Source organism: Halomonas sp. DP4Y7-1 (assembly GCF_019800705.1).
Lineage (GTDB): Bacteria > Pseudomonadota > Gammaproteobacteria > Pseudomonadales > Halomonadaceae > Halomonas > Halomonas litopenaei_A.
This window is the reverse complement of record NZ_JAHVKS010000005.1, coordinates 193203-212958: the sequence shown is the minus strand read 5'-3', so window position 1 is coordinate 212958 and position 19756 is coordinate 193203. Positions and strand designations below refer to the sequence as shown.

21 protein-coding genes and 1 tRNA gene are annotated in these 19756 nt (G+C 59.7%); 14 read left to right on the top strand and 8 right to left on the bottom strand.

Annotated elements, in window-relative coordinates:
• Nucleotides 1–40: 40 nt before the first annotated feature.
• From KUV72_RS11790 to gloB, 3 genes are all read right to left on the bottom strand, one after another.
• Nucleotides 41–1867: an extracellular solute-binding protein gene (locus KUV72_RS11790; RefSeq protein WP_222238522.1), complete on the bottom strand. Its 1827-nt coding sequence runs from the start codon at nt 1865–1867 to the stop codon at nt 41–43.
• A 45-nt stretch (nt 1868–1912) separates the two neighbouring features.
• Nucleotides 1913–3121 carry a transglycosylase SLT domain-containing protein gene (locus KUV72_RS11785; RefSeq protein WP_222238521.1) on the bottom strand — a complete coding sequence of 403 codons (1209 nt, stop codon included), beginning with the start codon at nt 3119–3121 and terminating at the stop codon, nt 1913–1915.
• A gap of 83 nt (nt 3122–3204) precedes the next feature.
• On the bottom strand, nt 3205–3987 hold the full coding sequence (gene gloB / locus KUV72_RS11780; protein WP_222238520.1) for a hydroxyacylglutathione hydrolase: 783 nt from the start codon (nt 3985–3987) through the stop codon (nt 3205–3207).
• A 179-nt stretch (nt 3988–4166) separates the two neighbouring features.
• Here gloB and KUV72_RS11775 point away from each other — a divergent pair, with 179 nt between their 5' ends.
• From KUV72_RS11775 to nudC, 4 genes are read left to right on the top strand one after another with little or no spacing between them, the layout of a single operon-like run.
• Entirely contained in the window at nt 4167–4943 is a 777-nt protein-coding gene (locus KUV72_RS11775) for a class I SAM-dependent methyltransferase (protein WP_224852104.1), read from the top strand.
• Between the two features lie 6 nt (nt 4944–4949).
• Nucleotides 4950–5411: a ribonuclease HI gene (rnhA, locus tag KUV72_RS11770; RefSeq protein WP_206938954.1), complete on the top strand. Its 462-nt coding sequence runs from the start codon at nt 4950–4952 to the stop codon at nt 5409–5411.
• Between the two features lie 39 nt (nt 5412–5450).
• The gene (dnaQ, locus tag KUV72_RS11765) at nt 5451–6227 is read left to right on the top strand and encodes a DNA polymerase III subunit epsilon (RefSeq protein WP_206938950.1); all 777 of its coding nucleotides are present in this window, start codon (nt 5451–5453) and stop codon (nt 6225–6227) included.
• Complete coding sequence (gene nudC, locus KUV72_RS11760; protein WP_222238519.1) at nt 6227–7006, top strand: NAD(+) diphosphatase; 780 nt, start codon at nt 6227–6229, stop codon at nt 7004–7006. The genes dnaQ and nudC overlap by 1 nt, the downstream gene beginning before the upstream one ends.
• A 175-nt stretch (nt 7007–7181) precedes the next feature.
• Here the strand turns inward: nudC and KUV72_RS11755 are convergent, their stop codons facing one another.
• Entirely contained in the window at nt 7182–7487 is a 306-nt protein-coding gene (locus KUV72_RS11755) for an SCP2 sterol-binding domain-containing protein (protein WP_222163780.1), read from the bottom strand.
• Nucleotides 7488–7644: 157 nt separating this feature from the next.
• Here KUV72_RS11755 and sohB point away from each other — a divergent pair, with 157 nt between their 5' ends.
• The gene (gene sohB / locus KUV72_RS11750; RefSeq protein WP_222238518.1) at nt 7645–8670 is read left to right on the top strand and encodes a protease SohB; all 1026 of its coding nucleotides are present in this window, start codon (nt 7645–7647) and stop codon (nt 8668–8670) included.
• Nucleotides 8671–8822: 152 nt separating this feature from the next.
• Here the strand turns inward: sohB and KUV72_RS11745 are convergent, their stop codons facing one another.
• Entirely contained in the window at nt 8823–9152 is a 330-nt protein-coding gene (locus KUV72_RS11745) for an ArsR/SmtB family transcription factor (protein ID WP_206938942.1), read from the bottom strand.
• Nucleotides 9153–9894: 742 nt separating this feature from the next.
• On the opposite strand from KUV72_RS11745, the gene KUV72_RS11740 reads away from it, so the two are divergent.
• Nucleotides 9895–10581 carry a 7-cyano-7-deazaguanine/7-aminomethyl-7-deazaguanine transporter gene (locus tag KUV72_RS11740; RefSeq protein ID WP_206938933.1) on the top strand — a complete coding sequence of 229 codons (687 nt, stop codon included), beginning with the start codon at nt 9895–9897 and terminating at the stop codon, nt 10579–10581.
• A gap of 124 nt (nt 10582–10705) precedes the next feature.
• The gene (locus KUV72_RS11735) at nt 10706–11482 is read left to right on the top strand and encodes an alpha/beta fold hydrolase (RefSeq protein WP_222238517.1); all 777 of its coding nucleotides are present in this window, start codon (nt 10706–10708) and stop codon (nt 11480–11482) included.
• Nucleotides 11483–11638: 156 nt separating this feature from the next.
• Here the strand turns inward: KUV72_RS11735 and KUV72_RS11730 are convergent, their stop codons facing one another.
• Nucleotides 11639–12937 carry an ABC transporter substrate-binding protein gene (locus tag KUV72_RS11730; RefSeq protein WP_222238516.1) on the bottom strand — a complete coding sequence of 433 codons (1299 nt, stop codon included), beginning with the start codon at nt 12935–12937 and terminating at the stop codon, nt 11639–11641.
• Nucleotides 12938–13084: 147 nt separating this feature from the next.
• Between KUV72_RS11730 and KUV72_RS11725 the strand changes: the two genes are divergently transcribed.
• A complete protein-coding gene (locus KUV72_RS11725) occupies nt 13085–14791 on the top strand; it encodes a potassium/proton antiporter (protein WP_222238514.1) in 1707 nt (568 codons plus the stop codon).
• Nucleotides 14792–15035: 244 nt separating this feature from the next.
• Entirely contained in the window at nt 15036–15836 is an 801-nt protein-coding gene (locus KUV72_RS11720) for a M48 family metallopeptidase (RefSeq protein ID WP_222238512.1), read from the top strand.
• A 130-nt stretch (nt 15837–15966) separates the two neighbouring features.
• On the opposite strand, the gene KUV72_RS11715 is transcribed toward KUV72_RS11720, so the two are convergent.
• Nucleotides 15967–16167: a hypothetical protein gene (locus KUV72_RS11715; protein WP_206938923.1), complete on the bottom strand. Its 201-nt coding sequence runs from the start codon at nt 16165–16167 to the stop codon at nt 15967–15969.
• Between the two features lie 604 nt (nt 16168–16771).
• Nucleotides 16772–16861, bottom strand: a tRNA-Ser gene (locus KUV72_RS11710).
• A gap of 331 nt (nt 16862–17192) precedes the next feature.
• Here KUV72_RS11710 and KUV72_RS11705 point away from each other — a divergent pair.
• From KUV72_RS11705 to KUV72_RS11685, 5 genes are all read left to right on the top strand, one after another.
• Nucleotides 17193–17864: a Bax inhibitor-1/YccA family protein gene (locus tag KUV72_RS11705; RefSeq protein ID WP_206938901.1), complete on the top strand. Its 672-nt coding sequence runs from the start codon at nt 17193–17195 to the stop codon at nt 17862–17864.
• 134 nt (nt 17865–17998) lie between these two features.
• Nucleotides 17999–18391 (top strand): sulfurtransferase complex subunit TusD, encoded by a 393-nt coding sequence (gene tusD, locus KUV72_RS11700; protein ID WP_222238510.1) that lies wholly within the window; start codon nt 17999–18001, stop codon nt 18389–18391.
• A 43-nt stretch (nt 18392–18434) separates the two neighbouring features.
• Complete coding sequence (locus KUV72_RS11695; RefSeq protein ID WP_206938897.1) at nt 18435–18824, top strand: DsrE family protein; 390 nt, start codon at nt 18435–18437, stop codon at nt 18822–18824.
• A 131-nt stretch (nt 18825–18955) separates the two neighbouring features.
• Nucleotides 18956–19246 carry a sulfurtransferase complex subunit TusB gene (tusB, locus tag KUV72_RS11690; protein ID WP_222238508.1) on the top strand — a complete coding sequence of 97 codons (291 nt, stop codon included), beginning with the start codon at nt 18956–18958 and terminating at the stop codon, nt 19244–19246.
• A 153-nt stretch (nt 19247–19399) separates the two neighbouring features.
• Nucleotides 19400–19753 carry a TusE/DsrC/DsvC family sulfur relay protein gene (locus tag KUV72_RS11685; protein ID WP_206938885.1) on the top strand — a complete coding sequence of 118 codons (354 nt, stop codon included), beginning with the start codon at nt 19400–19402 and terminating at the stop codon, nt 19751–19753.
• Nucleotides 19754–19756 lie beyond the last annotated feature (3 nt).

Here is a 19756-nt window from a genome sequence, read left to right as displayed (position 1 = left end):
TTCATGCTGGGCTTCCAGCGGACGGTATCTCGCCAGCCCTTCAGCGGCTGCGCTGGCGGGCCTCGACGGCCTCTTCGCGCTCGCCATCGACCCACCAGGCGCTGAGATCGAGCGTGTACTCGGGAAAGGGCTCCTGCCAGGCGAACTTGTCCCACAGCGCGATACGGTGTGCGGCCAGGTGAAACTGCGGAACCACATAGAACCCCCAGCGCAACACGCGGTCGAGGGCATGCGCGGCCGTATCCAGTGCCTCGCGCGATTCCGCGGCGATAAGACGATCCACGAGGGCATCGATGACCGGGTCCTTCAATCCGATGAGGTTGCGGCTCTGGGGGCGATCTGCGTACTCACTTCCCCAGAACTCGCGCTGTTCGTTGCCGGGACTCAGGGATTGTGGATAGCTGCCCACCACCATGTCGAAATCGAAGTTGCGCAGGCGGTTGAGGTACTGATTGACATCCACCGTGCGAATGTTGCCCTGGATGCCCAGCCTCGCAAGATTGCGCAGCAACGGCTGAGCTATGCGCTCGAATTGGGTGCTGTAGAGCAGTATTTCGATGTTGAGCGGTTCCCCGGTCTGCGCATTGACCATCGTGCCATCTCGGGCTTCGAAGCCGGCTTCGGTCAACAGCTGAAGGGCATGAGCGAGACGTGGGCGTAAGGCCTCGGGTTGCTCCATGGGCAATGGCTGGGTGAAGACCCGCTCGGGTAGCTGGTCACGAAAGGGCTCCAGCAAGTCAAGCTCCTGGGCGGAAGGCAGGCCACTGGCTTCCATCTCGGAATTCTCGAAGTAGCTGTCGGTGCGCTCGTATGCCCCATAGAACAGATTCTGATTCAGCCATGGAAAGTCGAAGCCCATGGTGATGGCCTCGCGTACGCGCACGTCCTGAAACTTGTCCTTGCGCAGATTCATCACGTAGGCCTGCATGCCCGCTGGCTGGCCATCGTGCACCTGCAGCTGTTTGACAAACCCTTCCTTGAGCGCAGGAAACTCGTAGGCGGTCGCCCAGTTGCTGGCGGAGTTCTCCAGTCGAAAGTCGAGGTTGCCTGCCTTGAAGGCTTCCAGCGCCACCGTCTGGTCGCGATAGTAGTCAAACACCAGTCGCTGGATATTGTGGCGGCCCACGTTGACCGGAACCTGCCACCCCCAGTAGTCATCGACCCGCTCGTAGACGATTCGGCGGCCAGGATCTACCTCGGCGATACGATAGGGCCCCGATCCCAGCAAGGCGTCGCGGGTGACGGCCTCGAAATCACGGTCTTGCCAGAAGTGCTCAGGCAGGATCGGCATCTGCCCCAGGATCAGCGGCAGCTCTCGGCTCTCGCTGTCTCCAAGTTCAAAGCGGATGGTATCGCGATCAACCGCGGTCACGCTGGTAACGTCGCTGTAGTAGGCGCGATAGAACGGCTGTCCCTGGGTGGTCAGCGTCTGGAAACTGAAGACAACATCGTCGGCATCAACCGGTTCACCGTCATGAAAACGCGCTTCCGGGCGCAAGTCGAATTCGACCCAGCGCCGATCCGGATCGAGCCTGATGCCTTCGGCCAGCAGCCCATACATGGTAAACGGTTCACCCGGATTCGACTCCAGCAGGGTGTCATAGATCTGGGTAAGCCCCGAGGCGGGAGTGCCGCGCACGATAAAGGGATTGGTCGAGTCGAAGCTGCCCTGGGCAGCACGAACGAGGCTGCCTCCATGGGGAGCATCGGGGTTGGCATGGGGCAGGTGGTCAAAGTCAGCCGGCAGCGCCGGCTCACCGAACAGAGGTAGGGCATGCACCGTGGGAACGGTAGACACGTCTGCGGCCGCACAATGTCCGGCCAGCAGCACGCTCGCGAGGCTCACGCCAATCGCCACCTGTCGCATCGCGCTGAAATCCTTGTCCTGAGGGACGCCAGAATGGCGTCCGCTTTATCTTCCGGAAAGTGTCAGTTGCTGGCCCGGTTGTAAAGCCTGCGGATTATCGATGCCATTCCATTGGGCAAGATCACGAGGTGACACAGAGTAGAGCATGGCGATGCGCGTGAGGGTCTCGCCGCTCTCGACCACATGAGTGTCTGCCGGGTCTGCGCTGGCCACCTGAACATCGTTGATGTTGGTGAGGGCGCTGCGCAGGGTCGCTGCGCTCTCGGCAGGGACCAGAATTTGACGGGTGTGGCGAGGATTGACGTTGCGTGACTTCAGCCCAGGGTTCAGCTCGGCCAGCTCGCTGGTGGTCACGCCGGCGAGGGCGGCGGCCTTGCTGAGCGAGATGGGAGCTGTCACCGAGACCTTGGCGAAGGCCGCGGAGCCGCTGATGTCAGGTAACGTCACGCCGTAGCGCTCGGGGTTATCGATGATACGAGAAATCGCAATCAGCTTGGGAACGTAGGCCATCGTTTCGGCGGGAAGATTGAGGTCCCAGTAGTCTCCGGCCAGGCCTCTTGCCTGCGCGGCCCGGCGGGCATTGTTGACCGTACCAGCGCCAGCGTTGTAGGCGGCCAGAGACAGCATCAGATCGCCTTCGTACCACTGATCGGCCTGCATCTCGATGTAGTCCAGGGCGGCGCGAGTCGATGCCACGACGTCGTTGCGGCCATCCCAGGCACCGTTGCGCTTCAGCCCCAGCGCGTCGCCGGTACGCGGCATGATTTGCCACAGTCCAGCGGCGCCAAAGTGGCTGCGTGCCTTGGGATCAAAGGAGCTTTCCACGAACGGGATCAAGGCGATCTCGCCGGGGAGACCGCGGGATTCCACCTGTTGGGTGATCCAGGCTAGCCACGGACGGGCGCGTTCGGTGATCTCAGCAACGTTGTGGGGACTTTTCTGGTAGTAGTCGATCCACTCCTGCACACGCGCATTGACGGCCACATCGTTCCACTGAAAATCTCCGCGCAGGCTGGTCCAGGCATCCTGCGGTTCCAGTTCCAGCGCGTCCCAGAAGTGGGTGGTCAAATGCTGGTGCGCCGCAGCGCCGCCCTGGGCGGCCGCAGTGCTGCCGGGGTCGCTGTTATAGGGCAGTGCTCCACCAGGTGGGAGCGGTGAGGCTTGCGAGGTATAGGCACCGGCCATCAACGAGCCAAGGAGCGCCAGACTACTGGCAGCACCAAGAAGTCGTCTACGGGTCGTGTGAAATGTCATGCGTAAGAGTTCTCCCGGTTCATGAAAGGGTTCACGAACCTGTCATGGGGCGATGTACATGGAACGCCTAGTTGATGGCGACCTTAGAAGTCATCCTTCCAGGCTCTCAACGTGGCAAAGGTGGCGTCCGTGCTGTCGGTCGACCCATGAGCTGATGCAGCGCGCTTGACATCCTCATCATCGCAACGAAGGAAAGGATTGATACGGCGCTCACGTTCCATCGTTGTTGGCAGCGTGGGTCGGTCCAGTTCACGTGCTTTCTGACAGTCGGTCAGGGCACGGGCAACCTCGGGGTTGCCTGGATTGGCCGCCTGCGCAAAGGCAAGGTTGGCCAGGGTATATTCGTGGGCCGAGAATACCAGGGTTTCGGCTGGTAGCGTATTCAGCCGCTCGAGGGAGCGCAGCATCTGTTCGGGGGATCCTTCGAACAATCTGCCACAGCCACCGCTGAACAAGGTGTCTCCACAAAACAGTAGAGAGGGGATGCCAGCGGTGAAGAAAGCGATGTGGTCGAGGGTGTGCCCTGGAACCGCCATCACCTCGAACAGGCGCCCCATCACGCGTAGTTCATCACCATCACCGACGATCTCGGTAATGCCCTCGACCGTGGGAGCGTCTGAGCCCGACGCTCTGGGTCCGACCACGCGCGGTGAGTAGCGCTCGACCAGTTCGGCGATGCCGCCCGTATGGTCGTGGTGGTGATGGGTCACCAGGATGCATCCCAGCGTCAGGTTTTCCCGTTCGAGCAGCTGAATGACGGGCTCGGCGTCGCCTGGATCGACCACGCAGACCTCTTGACTCGAATCCTGGCGCAGTAGCCAGATATAGTTGTCGCTAAAGGCAGGAATCGGTGTCACGCTTAGCATGGTCGTCAGGTTCCTTCAAAAGCCGCAGAGTCGATAGCCACTGGATACAATGCCGCAGGCGCGCACGTCTTGGTTAGCATGCAGGCGCTCTGCTAGTGGCGACAGGCGGCAGCTGATGTCTTCAGTAAACTTCGCTTTTCGCCCTGCAAAATCAGACACTTTGGAGGCACGAGTCCACTATGTCAAATGCGTCGGAGCCGATGGAGCTCGCGCGCCTGATACGGCACGCTCGACGCTACTGGTCCAGTGACAGTGGTCAAGCTGTCCGCCGCTGCGAGAGGGCCTGTCTGGGTCCTCTGGCGGAGCGCTGGTGCGGCCAGCATGGCCTCGAGCTATCTCTGGCCGAACCTTTGGTCGACATGACCGCCGTGCGTCACTGGATACGATGGTCTCCGACCAGGGAGTTGGCGGAAAGTTCCAGCACGCTGGTATGCCTGCCCGAGCGCCTCCCGCTACCCGATGGGGCGGTTGATCTAGTAGTGCTCAATCATCTGCTTGAGGTCGTGGCCCATCCTCATCAATTGTTGCAGGAGGCCGTGCGTGTATTGGCGCCGCAGGGCAGGCTGGTGCTGCTCGGGTGGTCTCCCTTGTCGGTGTCCGGGCTGATGAGGCTCAGCCCACGGCAGCGACGCCATCTGCCAGGTCAGGGCCACTGGCGAACTCCGGGTACGCTCAGGGACTGGCTGGAGTTTGTCGATGTCGAGATCGACCGGTTAGACTACTGCCGCTTTCGTCTGCCGGGGTTGTCCGGGCGCAACACCATGCTGGAAACCCTGGGTCGGCGCTATAACCTGCCGATGGGCGACTGCTACATCATTCAGGCGCGCTGTCGCTCTCAGTTGGCGTGCACACAAGGACGGCGGCCGCTGTTTGGCCTGCAGGTTGGTGGTGCTCACCTGGGTACCACCTGTCTGGAGCCTAGCGTCCGACAACATCAGAAGCAGAAAAAAGGGTGAAATGCGTTGACCACACCGGACTCACTCCCTGTCGTCACTATTTATACGGACGGAGGGTGTCGAGGTAACCCAGGGCCAGGAGGGTGGGGCGCGCTGCTCGAGAGTGGCGACCATCGCAAGGAGCTCAAGGGCGCCGAGCATGACACCACCAATAATCGAATGGAGCTGACCGCCGCGATACGCGCCCTCGGCGTGTTGAAGCGGGAATGCCGAGTCGCACTGTGGACAGACTCAGAATACCTGCGCAAGGGCATTACCGAGTGGATTCACGGGTGGATCAAGCGTGGCTGGAAGACAGCTGCCAAGCAACCGGTCAAGAATGCTGATCTCTGGCGCGAGCTCTACGCCCAGACCCAGCGTCATCAGATCGAGTGGCACTGGGTCAAGGGGCACAGCGGCCACCCAGGCAATGAAGCTGCCGACAGGCTGGTCAACGAAGCCATCGACGACTTGTTGAGCGGCGCCTGACCCCGCAGGCGCTGGCGTTACCACATTCAGGAAATCCCCATGCGACAGATAGTGCTGGATACTGAGACCACCGGTATCGAGACCCGCGATGGTCACCGAATGATTGAGATCGGTGCGGTGGAGATGATCAATCGTCGCCTCACCGGTAACACCTATCATCAGTACATCAATCCAGAACGTGATATCGATGCTGAAGCCATCGGGATTCACGGTATCACCAATGAGCGAGTCGCCAACGAGCCGGTCTTCGCCGACGTGGCAGCCGAGTTCTGGGACTTCATACGGGGGGCTGAACTGGTTATCCATAACGCACCCTTCGACGTGGGCTTCATCGATCATGAATTCTCGCTGCTGAAGGCGACTCGGCCCGATCTCTATCCTGGTCCGGTCAGGCAACATTGCGGCGTGCTGGATACCCTTACGATGGCGCGGGAGCTGCATCCCGGCCAACGCAACAGCCTGGATGCGCTGTGCAAGCGCTATGACATCGACAACGGTCACCGGGTGCTTCACGGCGCCTTGCTCGACGCTGAGATTCTGGCCGACGTCTATCTGGCAATGACGGGCGGCCAGACCGCGCTGACGCTGGATGCCGGAGATGACAAGGATCAGCAGGCGGCAGTTCCGGGTGAGTTGTCAGTGCGCCGCTTGTCACTGGATGCAGGACGGTTGACGGTGATTCGTCCCGATGAGGATGAGCAGCAGGCGCACCTGGCGAAGCTCGACGCCGTGAGGTCCAAGGCGGGTCAGTGCCATTGGGACCACTTGGCACCGGAGTATGCTGGCCTGGGTCAGCCCAAGGAGGAGAGTCACTGATGCTACGTCGGGAGCTGCCGCAGGGAATAGCGCGTGGCCGAGTGATCAGGCTGTCGGAAGGACGAATCGCCCCTGGCGTCGACGATACGCCGCTGGGGCTGATTCAGGACTGGGACGACCAGGTGCAACCCCTTTGCTGGTGGAACGACGATCCGGTTGGTCTGCGTCTGGAATCCGAGCCAGGGGATGACTGGATCGACGGCCGTGGATGGTTGGCTCAGTTACCCGAGTCATGGTTCGCCCTCGTGTCGACCGCGCTTCAGGTGGGGGCCTGGATGGCCAACCACCGCTACTGCGGTCGCTGCGGCCAGGCCGCCACGCGGCTCGAGCACGAATTTGCGATGCACTGCTACCATTGCGGTCATCGCAACTACCCTCGTATTTCACCGTGCATCATTACCCTGGTAACCCATGGCGAGTCGCTGCTGCTGGCTCGCAGTCCCAGGTTTCCCCCTGGGCGGTATTCCACTCTGGCGGGATTCATCGAGCCTGGCGAATCTGCCGAGCAGGCCGTGCATCGTGAAGTGCATGAAGAGGTCGGTATCTCGTTGGGACGGTTACGCTACATTCGCAGTCAGGCGTGGCCATTTCCGCATTCTCTGATGCTTGGCTATCTGGTGGAAGCCTCCACCCGAAGAATCCGGATTGATGGTCATGAAATCCAGGATGCTGCCTGGTTTACACCGCGCACACTACCCCAGCTTCCCCCTCTCTACTCGATTTCCCGCGAACTGATAGAGCTGCACCTGGCTGAGGTGCGCGACGGCCGGGGTGGCTAGGGCCTGAGCCGCTTGGCGGATGAACTCGTTGAGGGGTGAACGGCTTGAGAAATGAGCGGCTTGAGAAATGAACGGCTTTAGGGATGGGCTGTGTAAGCGCCGGTTAGTCGAGGTCGGCGTCGAAGAACGACAGTCGCGCGGAGCGGCCAGCAGCTTGTCTGCTGGCCGCGGGCTATCAGCTCGGGAACAGGTCGGTAAGCCGTGTCGCCAGCATGATGTTGCCGGTTGCCTTTAGTTTACCGGTCATGAAGGCCGTCATGCCGTTGATGTTGCCTTGCATGATTCCCTTGAGCGTCTCACTGCTCATGCTCAGGCTGACAGAAGGGTCGTCATGCTCGCCTTGCTGGATATCCAGCGCGCCATCATCGATGACCACGTAATAGTCTTCGACATCGCTGAAATGGAACTGGAAGACTTCGTTCATGCCCTTGGCAGCATCCGGGTTGAAGCGAGAGCGCAGGGACTCGAGGGTGGTTGACATGTTGCATCCTGGGGTCTGGGAATCTGTACGGAAGCGTATTTCAAACGGATGTTTTAATCAAGGTCGAGATTGTCGTTGCCGAGCATGCTGGTGGTTGTAAAGCATGATTCTGCCTGTTCGGTCTCGTCTCACGTTATAAGTGTCGCAGGAGGAAGTCATGGAAGAGTGGTTGGGTGAATTGGTGACGTTTTTTGTTCAGTTGCTGCTGGTCGCGCTGGTTGTCATAGGAGCGATTGCGCTTGGATCACGCGGCCAGAGGAGCGAAGGGCGAGAGCAGCTGCAGATTGTCGACTTGGGCCAGCGCCAGCGCCGGCTGCGGGCGAGGCTTGTTCAGGCCATGTCGCCCAAGCGTCGCCGGGGCCTCTGGCCCTTCAAGAGGTCATCGGACGAGACGAAAGAGGCAGGCCAAGGTGACGATAGCAGGCCTACTGCCTGGGTCCTGGACTTTCACGGTAATCTCAAGGCCAGTGGGGTCGACCGCCTGGCCAGGGAGGTCTCACTGCTGATCGATACTGCCCGTGAGGGGGATGATGTCATCGTTCGTATCGAGAGCCCAGGCGGAGTGGTCCATGCCTACGGGCAAGCTGCTGCAGAGCTGGACAGGCTCAATGCTGCGGGTCTCAATACCACGGTATGTGTCGACAAGGTGGCTGCCAGCGGCGGGTATCTGATGGCGTGCAACGCCAAGCGCATCATCGTGGCACCCTTCGCCGTCATCGGTTCCATTGGTGTCGTGGCACAGGTTCCTAACGTCCATCGACTGTTGAAGCGCCACGATATTGACGTCGAACTGTTTACCGCCGGTCGCTACAAAAGAACGGTGACGGTGTTAGGCGAAAATACCGATGAGGGACGAGACAAGCTTCAGCAGGATCTCGAGAATATTCACGAGAGGTTCAAGTCCTACGTAGCTGAGCGTCGTACCCATGTGGATATTGAAGCCGTATCCACCGGCGAGGTCTGGTATGGCGAGGAAGCCGTGGCGAAGGGGCTGGCAGATGACGTGGCGACCAGCGAAGCCTATCTCGCTCAGGTGATGTCCGAACGTCGGGTCTTCAGCGTCAAGCTGTCGTCAGTGCCGACGCTAGCTCAGCGGCTAGGCTTTTCCTCTTCTGCTGTGGTGGACAAGGCCCTTGATAGAGTAGAAGAGCGCCTGGACGCATCCCGCTGGGAGCATCGTTAAAGGGTATTGCTGGAAGGGGGGCGAGTAACACCCGCCTGCACAAGGCTTGAGTTTTTCGCCACGCTCTGCGTGACAGCGTTGGTCCTCAAGCCTTGTAGCGATACTCAAGACGGTTGGCATCCTGCCTTTTGTCCGTCTCGATCTGGCGGCCATCAATCGTCATTGGCGGCGTTCATCTTGACGATCGCGGCGATCATGATGCTCGCACTTTCACCATTGAGTGAGTAGTAGATGGTCTGAGAGGAGCGCCGCGTAGTGACCAGTTCCGCGCGCCTTAAAATGGCCAGATGTTGCGATAGGGCGGATTGGCTGAGGCTAAGTCGTTGATTAAGCTCCGTGACGGAGAGTTCGTGTCCTTCCAGCAGGCAGAGAATTCGTAACCGGTTGTCGTTGGCAATCGCCTTGAGCAGGCCACTGGCCCTATCGACCACGGCGTCTCCTCCCTCAAGCAGACGACCGGCAACACGTTGTTGGCTGTTCATCAGCACTCTCCACTGCAATGGTGACTGATCATATCGACACCCGGCGCTGGCTTGCGGTCCAGCAGGTTCTGGACGGGTGGGGCGTTGCAAGAGGTTGCAGTGTTTCGCATAAATGTCTTGTCACCCTGATTAAGTGAGCGCGGATGAACAGCGTTGCCATCCCGCTCCCGCTTGGGGCTGCAACACAAGCCCATAGACGTTTTCGCTGTATGCCTGGGGTGCTCTGAACCTAATTAGCTTCAGGCCTGGGTTGCGTCAGGCTTATGTCGCTCCAGGACGGCTCGCCTTTCAGTGCGTCAGTGATTAAGAAACTCCTCAATTATAGCGCATTGTAGGAGTAAACGCGTCTTAAACGCTTGTTTGTGACTGCTACAGCAGAATTAGCAAATTATTGTCTCGTTAAGTAACCATTGTGTTCATATGGTTACTGATATTGACTAAAGGGAATCGAATCGCAACGGGCAGTAACAGGCGCTGTCTCATCGTCGTGTGGTGGGGGCGCAGGCGGCCTCCAGGCTGGCTGCCGCGTGGCATGCATGGCATGGCTATGGCGATGTGCGTATAATCCTGCACCCGGCATAAGAGCGCGCGGCAGGCACTTTTGGGGTGTTTGCGTCTCGGGTCTACCTCGGTTTCCGTGGGCAGGGCCTGCGTTTGCTGCCTCTCAACACCATCATGCGCGACGTCTGTCGTCATGACTCGATCACCAGGGTTCCCTCACCCCTTACCAAAAAGGTTCGCTATGTTGACGCTTACGACCGATCAGCGCCGTCGATTGCTGGCACTTATGGTGGCTTTTCATATTGCCGTCATTGCCGCCAGCAACTACCTCGTGCAGTTGCCCTTCACGGTATTTGGCTTGCATACCACCTGGGGCGCCTTCAGTTTTCCCTTCATCTTTCTCGCCACGGACCTGACGGTAAGGCTGTTCGGTAAGGAGCCCGCTCGGGCGATCATCTTGCGGGTCATGCTGCCGGCCTTGGTGATCTCCTACCTGGTGTCGGTGATTTTTCCCAAGGGAAGCTACGTGGGCATGGCTGCCTTCGATGAGGTCAACCTCTTTGTCGCGCGTATTGCGCTTGCCAGTTTTATGGCATATCTGCTCGGCCAGCTGCTGGACGTGCAGGTGTTTGATCGCTTACGGCGCTTGGGCGCCTGGTGGGTAGCGCCAGCGGCTTCCACGCTGCTCGGTAATCTTGTCGATACGCTGGCGTTTTTCGCCATTGCCTTCCATGCGGGGCCTGATCCCTTCATGGCTTTGCACTGGCCGGAAATTGCGGCAGTGGACTACGCCATCAAGCTGGCCATCAGTCTGGCGTTCTTCCTGCCTCTTTACGGGGTGTTGCTCAAGACGCTGACCCAGCGCCTGGTCGTCGCCACGGGCAGTGCCGACCGCTGGCCGGAGCGCGCAGCAGATCGGCGTGGCTAGTGGTACGGCCAAGTCCGCCTTGCGGCGCTGGTGCGACGGGGTAAGCTTTGTGCTTACCCCATTTCTTTCCCCCATCGTGGGTGGGGGCTGATCCTAGAATTGCGCAAGAGAAGGAGTTGCAGACATGGCGGTTGCCCTTGAAGTAGCTGACAGCGGTGGGCCGGGAGTGCCCATGGTGATTGTGCATGGCCTGCTAGGTAGCGCCGACAACTGGCGCTCCCACGTCAAGCACTGGTCGCAACAGCGCCGTGTCATCGCGGTCGATCTTCGCAACCATGGGCGCTCTCCCCACGCAGACGGCATGAGTTACGAGGACATGGCAGAGGACCTGGCCGACGTTATTACGGGATCAGGGGCCGACAAGGTCCACCTGTTGGGCCATTCCATGGGTGGCAAGGTGGTCATGTCTCTTGCTCGCCTGTATCCGGATCTTGTCGCGTCCCTGATGGTGGCCGATATTGCGCCGGTAGCCTACGAGCACCGACATGACAGTGTGTTCGCGGCGCTACGTGCGGTGGAGGCGTCTGCCCCCAAGGACCGCCGAGAAGCTGATGAGCTGATGGCTGCGCATGTGGAGGACAAGCCAACCCGCATGTTCCTGGCGACCAACCTCGTTCGGGGGGAAGGCAATGTACTTTGCCTAAGGGTCAATCTGGATGCCATCGAGGGAAGTTACGAAGACATCATGGCCGAACCCGCCGGTCAGGGTCCCATTCGAGTGCCTTCCATCGTCATTCGCGGTAGTCGCTCGGACTATGTGGCTGACGCCAGGTTGGCGGCGGTTCGTGAAGTGCTGCCGGAGGCTTCGCTGGAAACCCTTGACGCCGGACATTGGCTGCATACCGAGAAGGCCAAGGAATTCCAGCAGTGCATCGATCGCTTTCTTGAACCATTAGCCTAGTCAGTCTAACAGCGACAGGTGCCGCGATAACGGCCAGCGCCAGGCGGATAAAAGGCACTCGGTCATTTCGTGGCGCTTGCAACCGGGCTTGGGGCTCGTGGGTTTAGGCCCTGGGCTCTGGGCTCTGGGCTCTGGGCTCTGGGCTTAGACCCAAGGTCAGCCTGGGTCGCGGCCAAGGCGAGACACTGGGGTTATCTCCTTCACTATGCCTTGGTCGTGCAGGTAGCGTTCCACGCGCCGATAGCGACCGTGATCCATGGCCGCCGGACGGAGGCTGAGTCGGCGCCTGATGTCGGGCCACGCGGCGGCATTTGCTGCGCTGTCCATGGTCGGTTGCTGTTGCACCATGATGTCCCACGCCTCGGTGGGATGCTCGATGATCCAGCGAGTGGCTTCCTCAATCGAGTCAATGAATCTACGAATGGCATCCTGCTGTGACTGATAGTGTTCCTGGTTGGCCACCAGGATGAGCCCATCGTGAATCGGTATGCCCAAGGAGGCTGCCGACATGACTCGCGTCGCCACTCCCAGGTCACCCAATTCGCGTGGTAGCGAGATGCCGTGGCCGCCAACGACCGCATCAACCCAGTTTTCGCTCATGGCGCGAATGATGCTGAAATGCACGTCCTTCGCTTCCACATGTGACAGGTTCAATCCCTCCTGCTGCAGAATGGCTCTAAGCAGGACATCCTTGTCGGATTGCTGGGCGTAGCCGACCCGATGATCGATCAATGACAGCGCTGAGGCGGCGTTGATGTCGTCACGCACGACGAGCGCCGCGAGGGGAAGCTCCACCAGCGTAGCGACCCTCATGATCGGACGGCCGTCATCGACGGCGGCATGCAGGCTGAGTTGATCTGTCAGGGCAAGATCTGCCTGTGAGGCAGCGACCAGCTTGGCCGCCACGTCCGGATCTGCCGGCGTCTTGAGATGAACGTCAAGTCCGCGGCGCCGGAACAGTCCCTTGTGTTGCGCCACGAGCAGTGCGGCGTGCTGCGGACCTGGGGTCCATTCGAGAATGACGTTGAGAGTGGTCACGGGCGGGGGAGCGATGGGGTCTGCCGGCGCCGCGGTGATCGATGGCGCGATGGCCCGTGACGGCGTATCCACGCTCGGTCCTGTGGGTAGGCCTTCATAGGCTGCCGCGGGATCATGTTGCTCGGCACCGGACGCACTGTTGTTGGCGTGTTCGGCAGCGAGCGGGGTATCCGTGGGGTCGTCCTGAGCGCTGGCGGTGCTGTCGTCGGGCTGTTCTTGCTGCTGCGCTTGCTGCTCCCCAGCATCGTTTTCAGCCTGCGGCTGGGTCGCCGTGGCGGCCTCGCTGCTGTCGACTGCGACGGCAGCATCGGTTGAGCCCTGCTCGTCAGCCGGACAGGAAGCGCTAATAAAGCCCAGTGTCAAAGCAGTGGCCATGAGCCAGCCTAGACGATGGCGCCAGGGCATTGACTTCGCCATCAAGTGTCTCCCGTGGATCAGGCGTTCGTACCAGCGGGCTAGTGTATACAACGGTAATTTCACCTACCAGCGGCATCCATCAACATCTTGATGGATCAGCGTTTGACCCGCATGAGATACTGTGGTCGAACTTTGCAAGGGACTCGCATGGACTCCATCAATAGCCTTTTTCTGTTATGTGGCACCTTGATCGCGTTGAGCGTGCTGGCGAGCCGACTCTCCGCGTTGGCGGGGGTGCCTCTACTGGTGCTCTTTCTTGGGCTGGGTATGCTGGCGGGCGAGGATGGCCTGCTTGGCATCGACTTTGACAACTATTCCCTAGCCTTCGTCATTGGTCACCTGGCGCTGGCGATGATTCTTCTCGATGGCGGTCTTCGCACCCGGCTGAAGACCTTTCGAGTGGGCTTCCGGCCGGCCTTGGGATTGGCCACCGCAGGCGTGTTCATCACCAGCGGTCTGGTGGGGCTGTTGGCGATGTGGGTGTTTGACCTGTCGCTGCTGCAGGGGCTTCTTGTCGGAGCCATCGTCGGGTCGACGGACGCTGCTGCGGTGTTTTCCATGCTCAGCGGGCGTGGCCTGAATCTCAATGAGCGTGTTGGTGCGACCCTTGAGATCGAGTCCGGCACCAACGATCCCATGGCGATCTTTCTGACGCTGGTGTTGATCGAAGCGCTGGTGGGGGACCTGGGTGGCCCGCTGGACATGCTGCTGTTCTTTATCCAGCAGTTCGCCGTCGCCATTGCACTGGGTCTCGGCGCTGGCTGGGCGATTGGCAAGTTGCTGCGCTACCTTGACCTGGCTCCTGGCCTCTACTCGCTGCTGGCCCTGGCCCTGGGGTTCTGTGTCTTCGGCCTGACCAGTGCTCTTGGAGGAAGCGGCTTCCTGGCAATCTATCTGGCGGGCCTGATGATCGGTAATCAACCCGGTCGTCATCTCAACTTCATCTTGCCGGTACACGACGGGCTGGCATGGTTGAGTCAGATAGGCCTGTTTTTGGTGCTGGGGCTTCTGGTTACGCCGTCGGCGCTGTTCGACGTCCTGTTACCCGCATCGGTAGTGGCGCTGGCGTTGATCTTCGTGGCGCGGCCACTGGCGGTGATTCTCACGCTCAAGCCGTTCTTTCATTTTCGCTGGCGTGAGGTCGGCTTTATCTCCTGGGTGGGGTTGCGCGGCGCGGTACCTATCGTGCTGGCCATCTTTCCCGTCATTGGCGGCGTCGAGCGGGCGGACCTTTACTTCAATGTGGCCTTTGCGGTGGTGTTGCTATCGCTGTTGATTCAGGGCGGGACCTTGCCGTGGATGGCCAAGCGGATGAAGGTCATGGTGCCTGACAGTGCAACGCCCAATCATCGCGGCCCGCTTGGCATCTTGCCGGAAAACGACTTCGAGATGTTTGTCTACAAGGTCGAGAACTCTGATCTTGAAGACATCCCGATTCGCTTGCTGCGCTTTCCCTCGGGCTCATTGATTTCGGCGCTGTTTCGTCAGCATGTGATGTTGCATCCCAAAGGCAGTACCCAGCTGCGCATGGACGACATCATCTGTGTCATCGGCAAGAGCGATGACCTGCCTGCGCTGAATCGTCTGTTCAATGGCGACGCGAAGCATCGCCAGCAGCGAGCCTTCTTCGGGACCTTTACGCTGGATGCTGAGGCGCGCATGGGTGACGTGGCCGATGCTTACGGATTGACCCTGAGTCCTGGCGAAGCGTCGTTGACGCTAGGGGAGTTTCTGGGGCTGCGGTTGGGCGGTCATCCTGTCGTGGGCGATGACGTCGACTGGCACGGTATCCAGTGGGTGGTCAGTGACATGGAGGGAAACCATATCACCAAGGTGGGGCTGCGCCTGTACTAGGGCTTGTACGGAAAGTGCCTGCGCTTGGTGATACGGCGTTAAAACATCGGTCTAAATGCTCATTTACACCTCGTAAACTGCGCTTTTTCACCGATGTTTGCCTTGTTTCACCTTCGCTCGTCGACTTGTCGGACAAAACCTGGCGAATAGCCTGCCGCTGGATGGTGAGCGGGCGTCCGAATCATGTTGTAAGAGCCTTGAAGCAATGGGGCGTCGTCCCTGGGAGGCGTGTGGAGAGATGGTCATGCTCAGACGACTATTGCCGTTGTTGCTGCTGGTGGTGCTGAGCGGCTGCGACGAAACGCCGGCTGGTCGCAGCCAGCTGGCTCTTGTACCGGGTTTCGTCATGAGCGATATGGGCAGGCAGGCCTTTGATCAGCTTCGCCATGAGCTTCCTCTGGATCAGGACGTGTCGCGCAAGGCGCTGGTCCAGTGCATCAGCGCAGCCCTCATCAAGTCAGCTCGCCTGGAATATCCAGAGGTGGAGACACCCGAGGACTGGCAGGTGGTGATCTTCGACTCCCCTTCACCCAATGCGTTTGCCTTGCCGGGTGGGCGTATTGGGGTTAACACGGGTTTGTTTGATGTCGCGCAGTCCCCGGACCAGCTGGCCGCCGTCATTGCACATGAAATCGCCCACGTGCTGGCTAAGCATGGTAACGAGCGGTTGACTCAGCAGCTAGGCATCAAGGCGGTGCTGTTGGTGGTGGGTCTGATCAGCGAGGGCGATGTCGGCCAGGAGCCGCTGATGGAAGCGCTGGGGATCGGCAGTCAGCTAGGCATTGCGCTGCCTTTCAGCCGGGTGCATGAGTCAGAAGCAGACCTGATGGGGCTTGCGATCATGGCGCGCGCTGGGTTTGATCCTGGCGCCAGCATCACCTTGTGGCGCAATATGGCGGCGCTTGGCGGCAGTCAACCGCCTGAGATCCTGTCCACGCATCCCGGCCATCAGTCCCGCATCAGTGGGCTAAGAGAGCATATGGCCGCTGCCAAGAGACAGTATCAAGAGGCGGTGCCATCTCGGTGTTCTGCTCGGCCGCTATAGTGCCACCTCAATATCCTTTCTCTTTGCCTGGCAGCTTTGGCATGGGCCCCACGTGGTCTGGCGGGTCTCGTTGCGTGCAGCGACCCTAGGCTGGTCGGCGGTGGCCATGCCGTGCCAAGTAGGGCGCTCTTTACGCTTTATCGTCAGGGCGGGTGGGTAGCCTGTCCTCGAAGGCAAGGGCGGCCGCTGCCGACCGCGCCGCGTCCTGGCTGTCATGACGTGAGATAACCTGGCGTGTCGCTCCTGGTGATGAGTCAGAGAAGGCGACGACGGCCCATCGGGTACGTTTGAGCGCCTTGGTCTGGTAGCTCTCGACGCGAAAGTGCTTCATGGGTAATTCTGCTCTTTTTGCGAAGGCGCGCAGTCTACGTGCTGTAAGCCATCAGCATGGTCAAAAGTTTACTGAGCCTTCAACGATGATGTCACGCGCCCTATGCTGAATAATGATTAGGGTGTTCATTAAGCGATATCTTATTGAGCAATAAGAGTATGGCGGAACGAAAAGGTTCAGTCCGTCCGCATCATTTGCCCTCAGGGGGCGTGGCGCTTTAGCAGTGGGACCGCTCATTCCCTGGCATCTGTTAATTCCTAGTCTGCTAATGATGTCACGTCAGTGCGATCGCCAGGCGCAGCGGTTGGGAGCGCTATAGGCAGCTGCTGCTCCAGCGGCGGGCGTCAACCTGGGTGCCGGCGCAATGGTCGAAGGTGAGGGCAGAGACACCGACAAGAAAGAACAACAAGCTAGGTGGGAAGAGAGAAGAGAGTAGCGGCTAGAGACAGAAGACAAGCGCGGGGCACCGCTGAATGCTAGGCGGGTTGGTTCGAGCTTCATCGGTATGGTGAGAGAGGGGCTGATCGTGCTGACGATCCCGGTGGATTTACCATCACGAAAACGCCGAATCTGCAGGACAGATTCGGCGTTTGGCAATTCGAGGTGGCGGAGGGACAGGGATTCGAACCCTGGAAGGGCGTTAACCCTTGCCGGTTTTCAAGACCGGTGCATTCAACCGCTCTGCCATCCCTCCGGCTCACGGCGATGTACTTTACCAGCTTTTCTTCTCACGTCAACAGTTGTGTGCGATCAATGTGTTACGGCTTACCCGAGGAGCCCTCGTCAGCCAGGTCATTAATCTTTAGCCCAGGCGATTGGCAAGGGGGAAACTGCGCAAGAAATGTGCAGCTAAGCAATTTTTTGTCGCCAATAGGAAACGCTGTTCGAGCCAAGTGTGGCGGGGATGCGGCGCCAGTCAGGTGAATTCCCTTCGTTGAAACCGCGCAGGTGGACGTCTTGCGCCGGGAACCTCCCATGGGCATGCTGTGTCGAATGCATGTCCACAAACAGGGAGCTACGGATACATGGCTTATCAAGAGTCACAGGTGAGTCGTCAGACCCAGACGCAGGTAGCTGCGACCAATAAGGTCTTGCGCAATACCTACGGCTTGCTGGCGATGACACTGCTGTTCTCTGCGGTGACAGCGGGGGCGGCAGTCGCCCTCGGCGTTCAGCAGATGAACATTCTGGTGTTCTTCATTGGCGCATACGGCCTGATGTTCCTGGTTCACAAGACCGCCAACTCCGCCATGGGGCTGTTGGCGACGTTCGCCTTCACCGGCTTCATGGGCTTCACCCTTGGTCCTATTCTCAGCGCCTACTTGACGCTGTCGAATGGCCCTGAACTGATCATGACCGCACTGGGCATGACCGGTTTGACCTTCTTCGGTCTGTCGGCGGTCGCGCTGATCACCCGCAAGGACTTCAGCTTCCTGGCCAACTTCATGATGGCGGGAGCCATCGTGCTGATCCTGGCCATGGTTGCCGCGCTGATCTTCAACATTCCTTCGCTGTCCCTGATGGTCTCTGCGGGCTTTGTCCTGTTCTCCTCGGCAGCGATCCTGTATCAAACCAGCGAGATCGTTCATCGGGCCGGCGAAACCAACTATATCCTCGCTACCATCACCCTGTACGTCTCGATCTACAACCTGTTCATCAGCCTGCTGTCACTGCTGGGCGTTGTCAGCCAGGATTGATCCAGACGGGACGGAATGGCACAAGTATCGTAGAATGGTGGCCCCGCTCATGCGGGGCCATTTTTTTGTGCTGGCTGCGTGTCGCCATAGACCCGATGCCAGTGATTGATGACGCTGTCCAGGGGTAGAGACATATGCGCTACGCCATCCTGTTGCTGGGTGCGCCTTACAGCTCTCAGGCGGCCCATAGTGCACTGCGTTTCGCCCAGGCGGTGATAGCGCGTGGTCACCGCCTGGAAGCCGTGTTCTTCTACGCTGATGGCGTTCACAATGCGGCGAGCCTGGCGACCCCGCCCCAGGACGAGCCGCATATTGTCGATGGCTGGGTAGATCTTCAGCGTGACCATGAGGTCAGGCTCGAGGTGTGCATTGCGGCGGCTCTTCGACGCGGCATTATCGATGCCGCTGAGGCGGCGCGACATGGCAAGGACGGGCACAGCCTTGCGCCACCTTTCACGCTCACCGGACTGGGGCAGCTGATCGACCTTGGTGTTGACTGTGACCGTCTGATCACCTTCGGCGCATGACGCGACCGGAGTCACGGCCAGGGACAAACCCGGAGGAGTGGGTATGACGGTAACGACGTCAGTCGACGAGGGGGCAGCGGGAGAACTGCTGGTGATTCTTCGCCATGGTCCTCATTCAGGTATCGCGCTGAAGGAAGGGCTTGATGCTGCTCTGGTGGCTGCCGCCTTTGGGCGCCGTGTATCGCTTCTGTTCATGGGCAGTGGCGTGGCCGCCTTGATGCCAGGTCAGGGCAAAGGCCCGCTGGACCAGAAGGGAACTCTGCCGACGCTGGACATGCTCGAGATGTATGACATCGATCGGTGCTATGCCGACAGTGCCAGTCTGGAAGCCCTCGACATGTCGGCAGACGCGCTGGTCATCGACGTCACCGCTGTCGACAGTGGCGGTGTCGCTCAGTTGATGGCATGCCATTCGCTGGTAATGACGTTCTGAGGCCTGCGAGGCGTTCACTGTCTATGGACGACGGAAGCGATCCTGCTGGTTGAGTCACGGCTCATCTATTGCACCCATCGACTTCACCCATCTATTGCACCATTGCCATTTGTCGCCCGTGTGGAGCAAGAATGATTCTGCATACCCTCAATCGCTCGCCGCTAGATTCGTCAGTCTACCTTCAGGCGTTGGCCGCCATGACCGAGGCAGATTGCCTGTTGCTCATAGAGGATGGTGTCCTGGGGAGCCTGCCAGCCCAGGCTGGGCGCTGGCCTCAGCTCACTGGCAGAGTGTTCGCGCTACGAGAGGATCTGGCCTCGCGAGGTCTCGTCGATGCCTGTTCCGATAGCATCACCGTCATTGATATCCAGGAGTTTGTCGCCTTGACGGAGCAGGCCACCAAGGTGGTGAGCTGGTACTGAGTCAGGAAGCCTGGTGATAGCCAGCTGCCATCCCTGGCGATTCGCGGGGTTTATGCTCGCTGTCAGTGCCCCCATCTATTGTTATCTAGCGCCATACAGGCATGGCGTTCAGTATTCGCCGTCATCAGCGTCGTCCAGCAGGAGAGCGTCATCATGGCAACGACACAGACCGCTGAGGAACTCAACCTTGGCACGGGCACCATCGGACTCGATCCCGAGGGCTACCTTGTCGATCTTAACGACTGGACCCCTGAAGTCGCCGAGGCGCTGGCAGGGCGGGAGGGCCTGGTGCTTACCGAGGAGCATTGGGAGATCCTCCACGTGCTGCGCGAGTTCTACGGGCGCTACGAACAGTCGCCAGCCATGCGCCCGCTGGTAAAGGCGGTGGGCAAGGCCCTTGGCCAGGATAAGGCTAGCTCGATCTATCTCATGCGGTTATTTCCGGGCAGTCCGCCGAAGCTAGGTGCCCGCCTTGCTGGATTGCCTAAACCGACCAATTGCCTCTAGGCT

Bases quoted from the DNA above. Each gene is read 5' to 3' on its own strand.
- KUV72_RS11790 (WP_222238522.1), bottom strand. From the start codon at position 1,867: ATGCGACAGGTGGCGATTGGCGTGAGCCTCGCGAGCGTGCTGCTGGCC.
- KUV72_RS11785 (WP_222238521.1), bottom strand. From the start codon at position 3,121: ATGACATTTCACACGACCCGTAGACGACTTCTTGGTGCTGCCAGTAGT.
- gloB (WP_222238520.1), bottom strand. From the start codon at position 3,987: ATGCTAAGCGTGACACCGATTCCTGCCTTTAGCGACAACTATATCTGG.
- KUV72_RS11775 (WP_224852104.1), top strand. From the start codon at position 4,167: ATGTCAAATGCGTCGGAGCCGATGGAGCTCGCGCGCCTGATACGGCAC.
- dnaQ (WP_206938950.1), top strand. From the start codon at position 5,451: ATGCGACAGATAGTGCTGGATACTGAGACCACCGGTATCGAGACCCGC.
- nudC (WP_222238519.1), top strand. From the start codon at position 6,227: ATGCTACGTCGGGAGCTGCCGCAGGGAATAGCGCGTGGCCGAGTGATC.
- KUV72_RS11755 (WP_222163780.1), bottom strand. From the start codon at position 7,487: ATGTCAACCACCCTCGAGTCCCTGCGCTCTCGCTTCAACCCGGATGCT.
- sohB (WP_222238518.1), top strand. From the start codon at position 7,645: ATGGAAGAGTGGTTGGGTGAATTGGTGACGTTTTTTGTTCAGTTGCTG.
- KUV72_RS11745 (WP_206938942.1), bottom strand. From the start codon at position 9,152: ATGAACAGCCAACAACGTGTTGCCGGTCGTCTGCTTGAGGGAGGAGAC.
- KUV72_RS11740 (WP_206938933.1), top strand. From the start codon at position 9,895: ATGTTGACGCTTACGACCGATCAGCGCCGTCGATTGCTGGCACTTATG.
- KUV72_RS11735 (WP_222238517.1), top strand. From the start codon at position 10,706: ATGGCGGTTGCCCTTGAAGTAGCTGACAGCGGTGGGCCGGGAGTGCCC.
- KUV72_RS11730 (WP_222238516.1), bottom strand. From the start codon at position 12,937: ATGGCGAAGTCAATGCCCTGGCGCCATCGTCTAGGCTGGCTCATGGCC.
- KUV72_RS11725 (WP_222238514.1), top strand. From the start codon at position 13,085: ATGGACTCCATCAATAGCCTTTTTCTGTTATGTGGCACCTTGATCGCG.
- KUV72_RS11720 (WP_222238512.1), top strand. From the start codon at position 15,036: ATGCTCAGACGACTATTGCCGTTGTTGCTGCTGGTGGTGCTGAGCGGC.
- KUV72_RS11715 (WP_206938923.1), bottom strand. From the start codon at position 16,167: ATGAAGCACTTTCGCGTCGAGAGCTACCAGACCAAGGCGCTCAAACGT.
- KUV72_RS11705 (WP_206938901.1), top strand. From the start codon at position 17,193: ATGGCTTATCAAGAGTCACAGGTGAGTCGTCAGACCCAGACGCAGGTA.
- tusD (WP_222238510.1), top strand. From the start codon at position 17,999: ATGCGCTACGCCATCCTGTTGCTGGGTGCGCCTTACAGCTCTCAGGCG.
- KUV72_RS11695 (WP_206938897.1), top strand. From the start codon at position 18,435: ATGACGGTAACGACGTCAGTCGACGAGGGGGCAGCGGGAGAACTGCTG.
- tusB (WP_222238508.1), top strand. From the start codon at position 18,956: ATGATTCTGCATACCCTCAATCGCTCGCCGCTAGATTCGTCAGTCTAC.
- KUV72_RS11685 (WP_206938885.1), top strand. From the start codon at position 19,400: ATGGCAACGACACAGACCGCTGAGGAACTCAACCTTGGCACGGGCACC.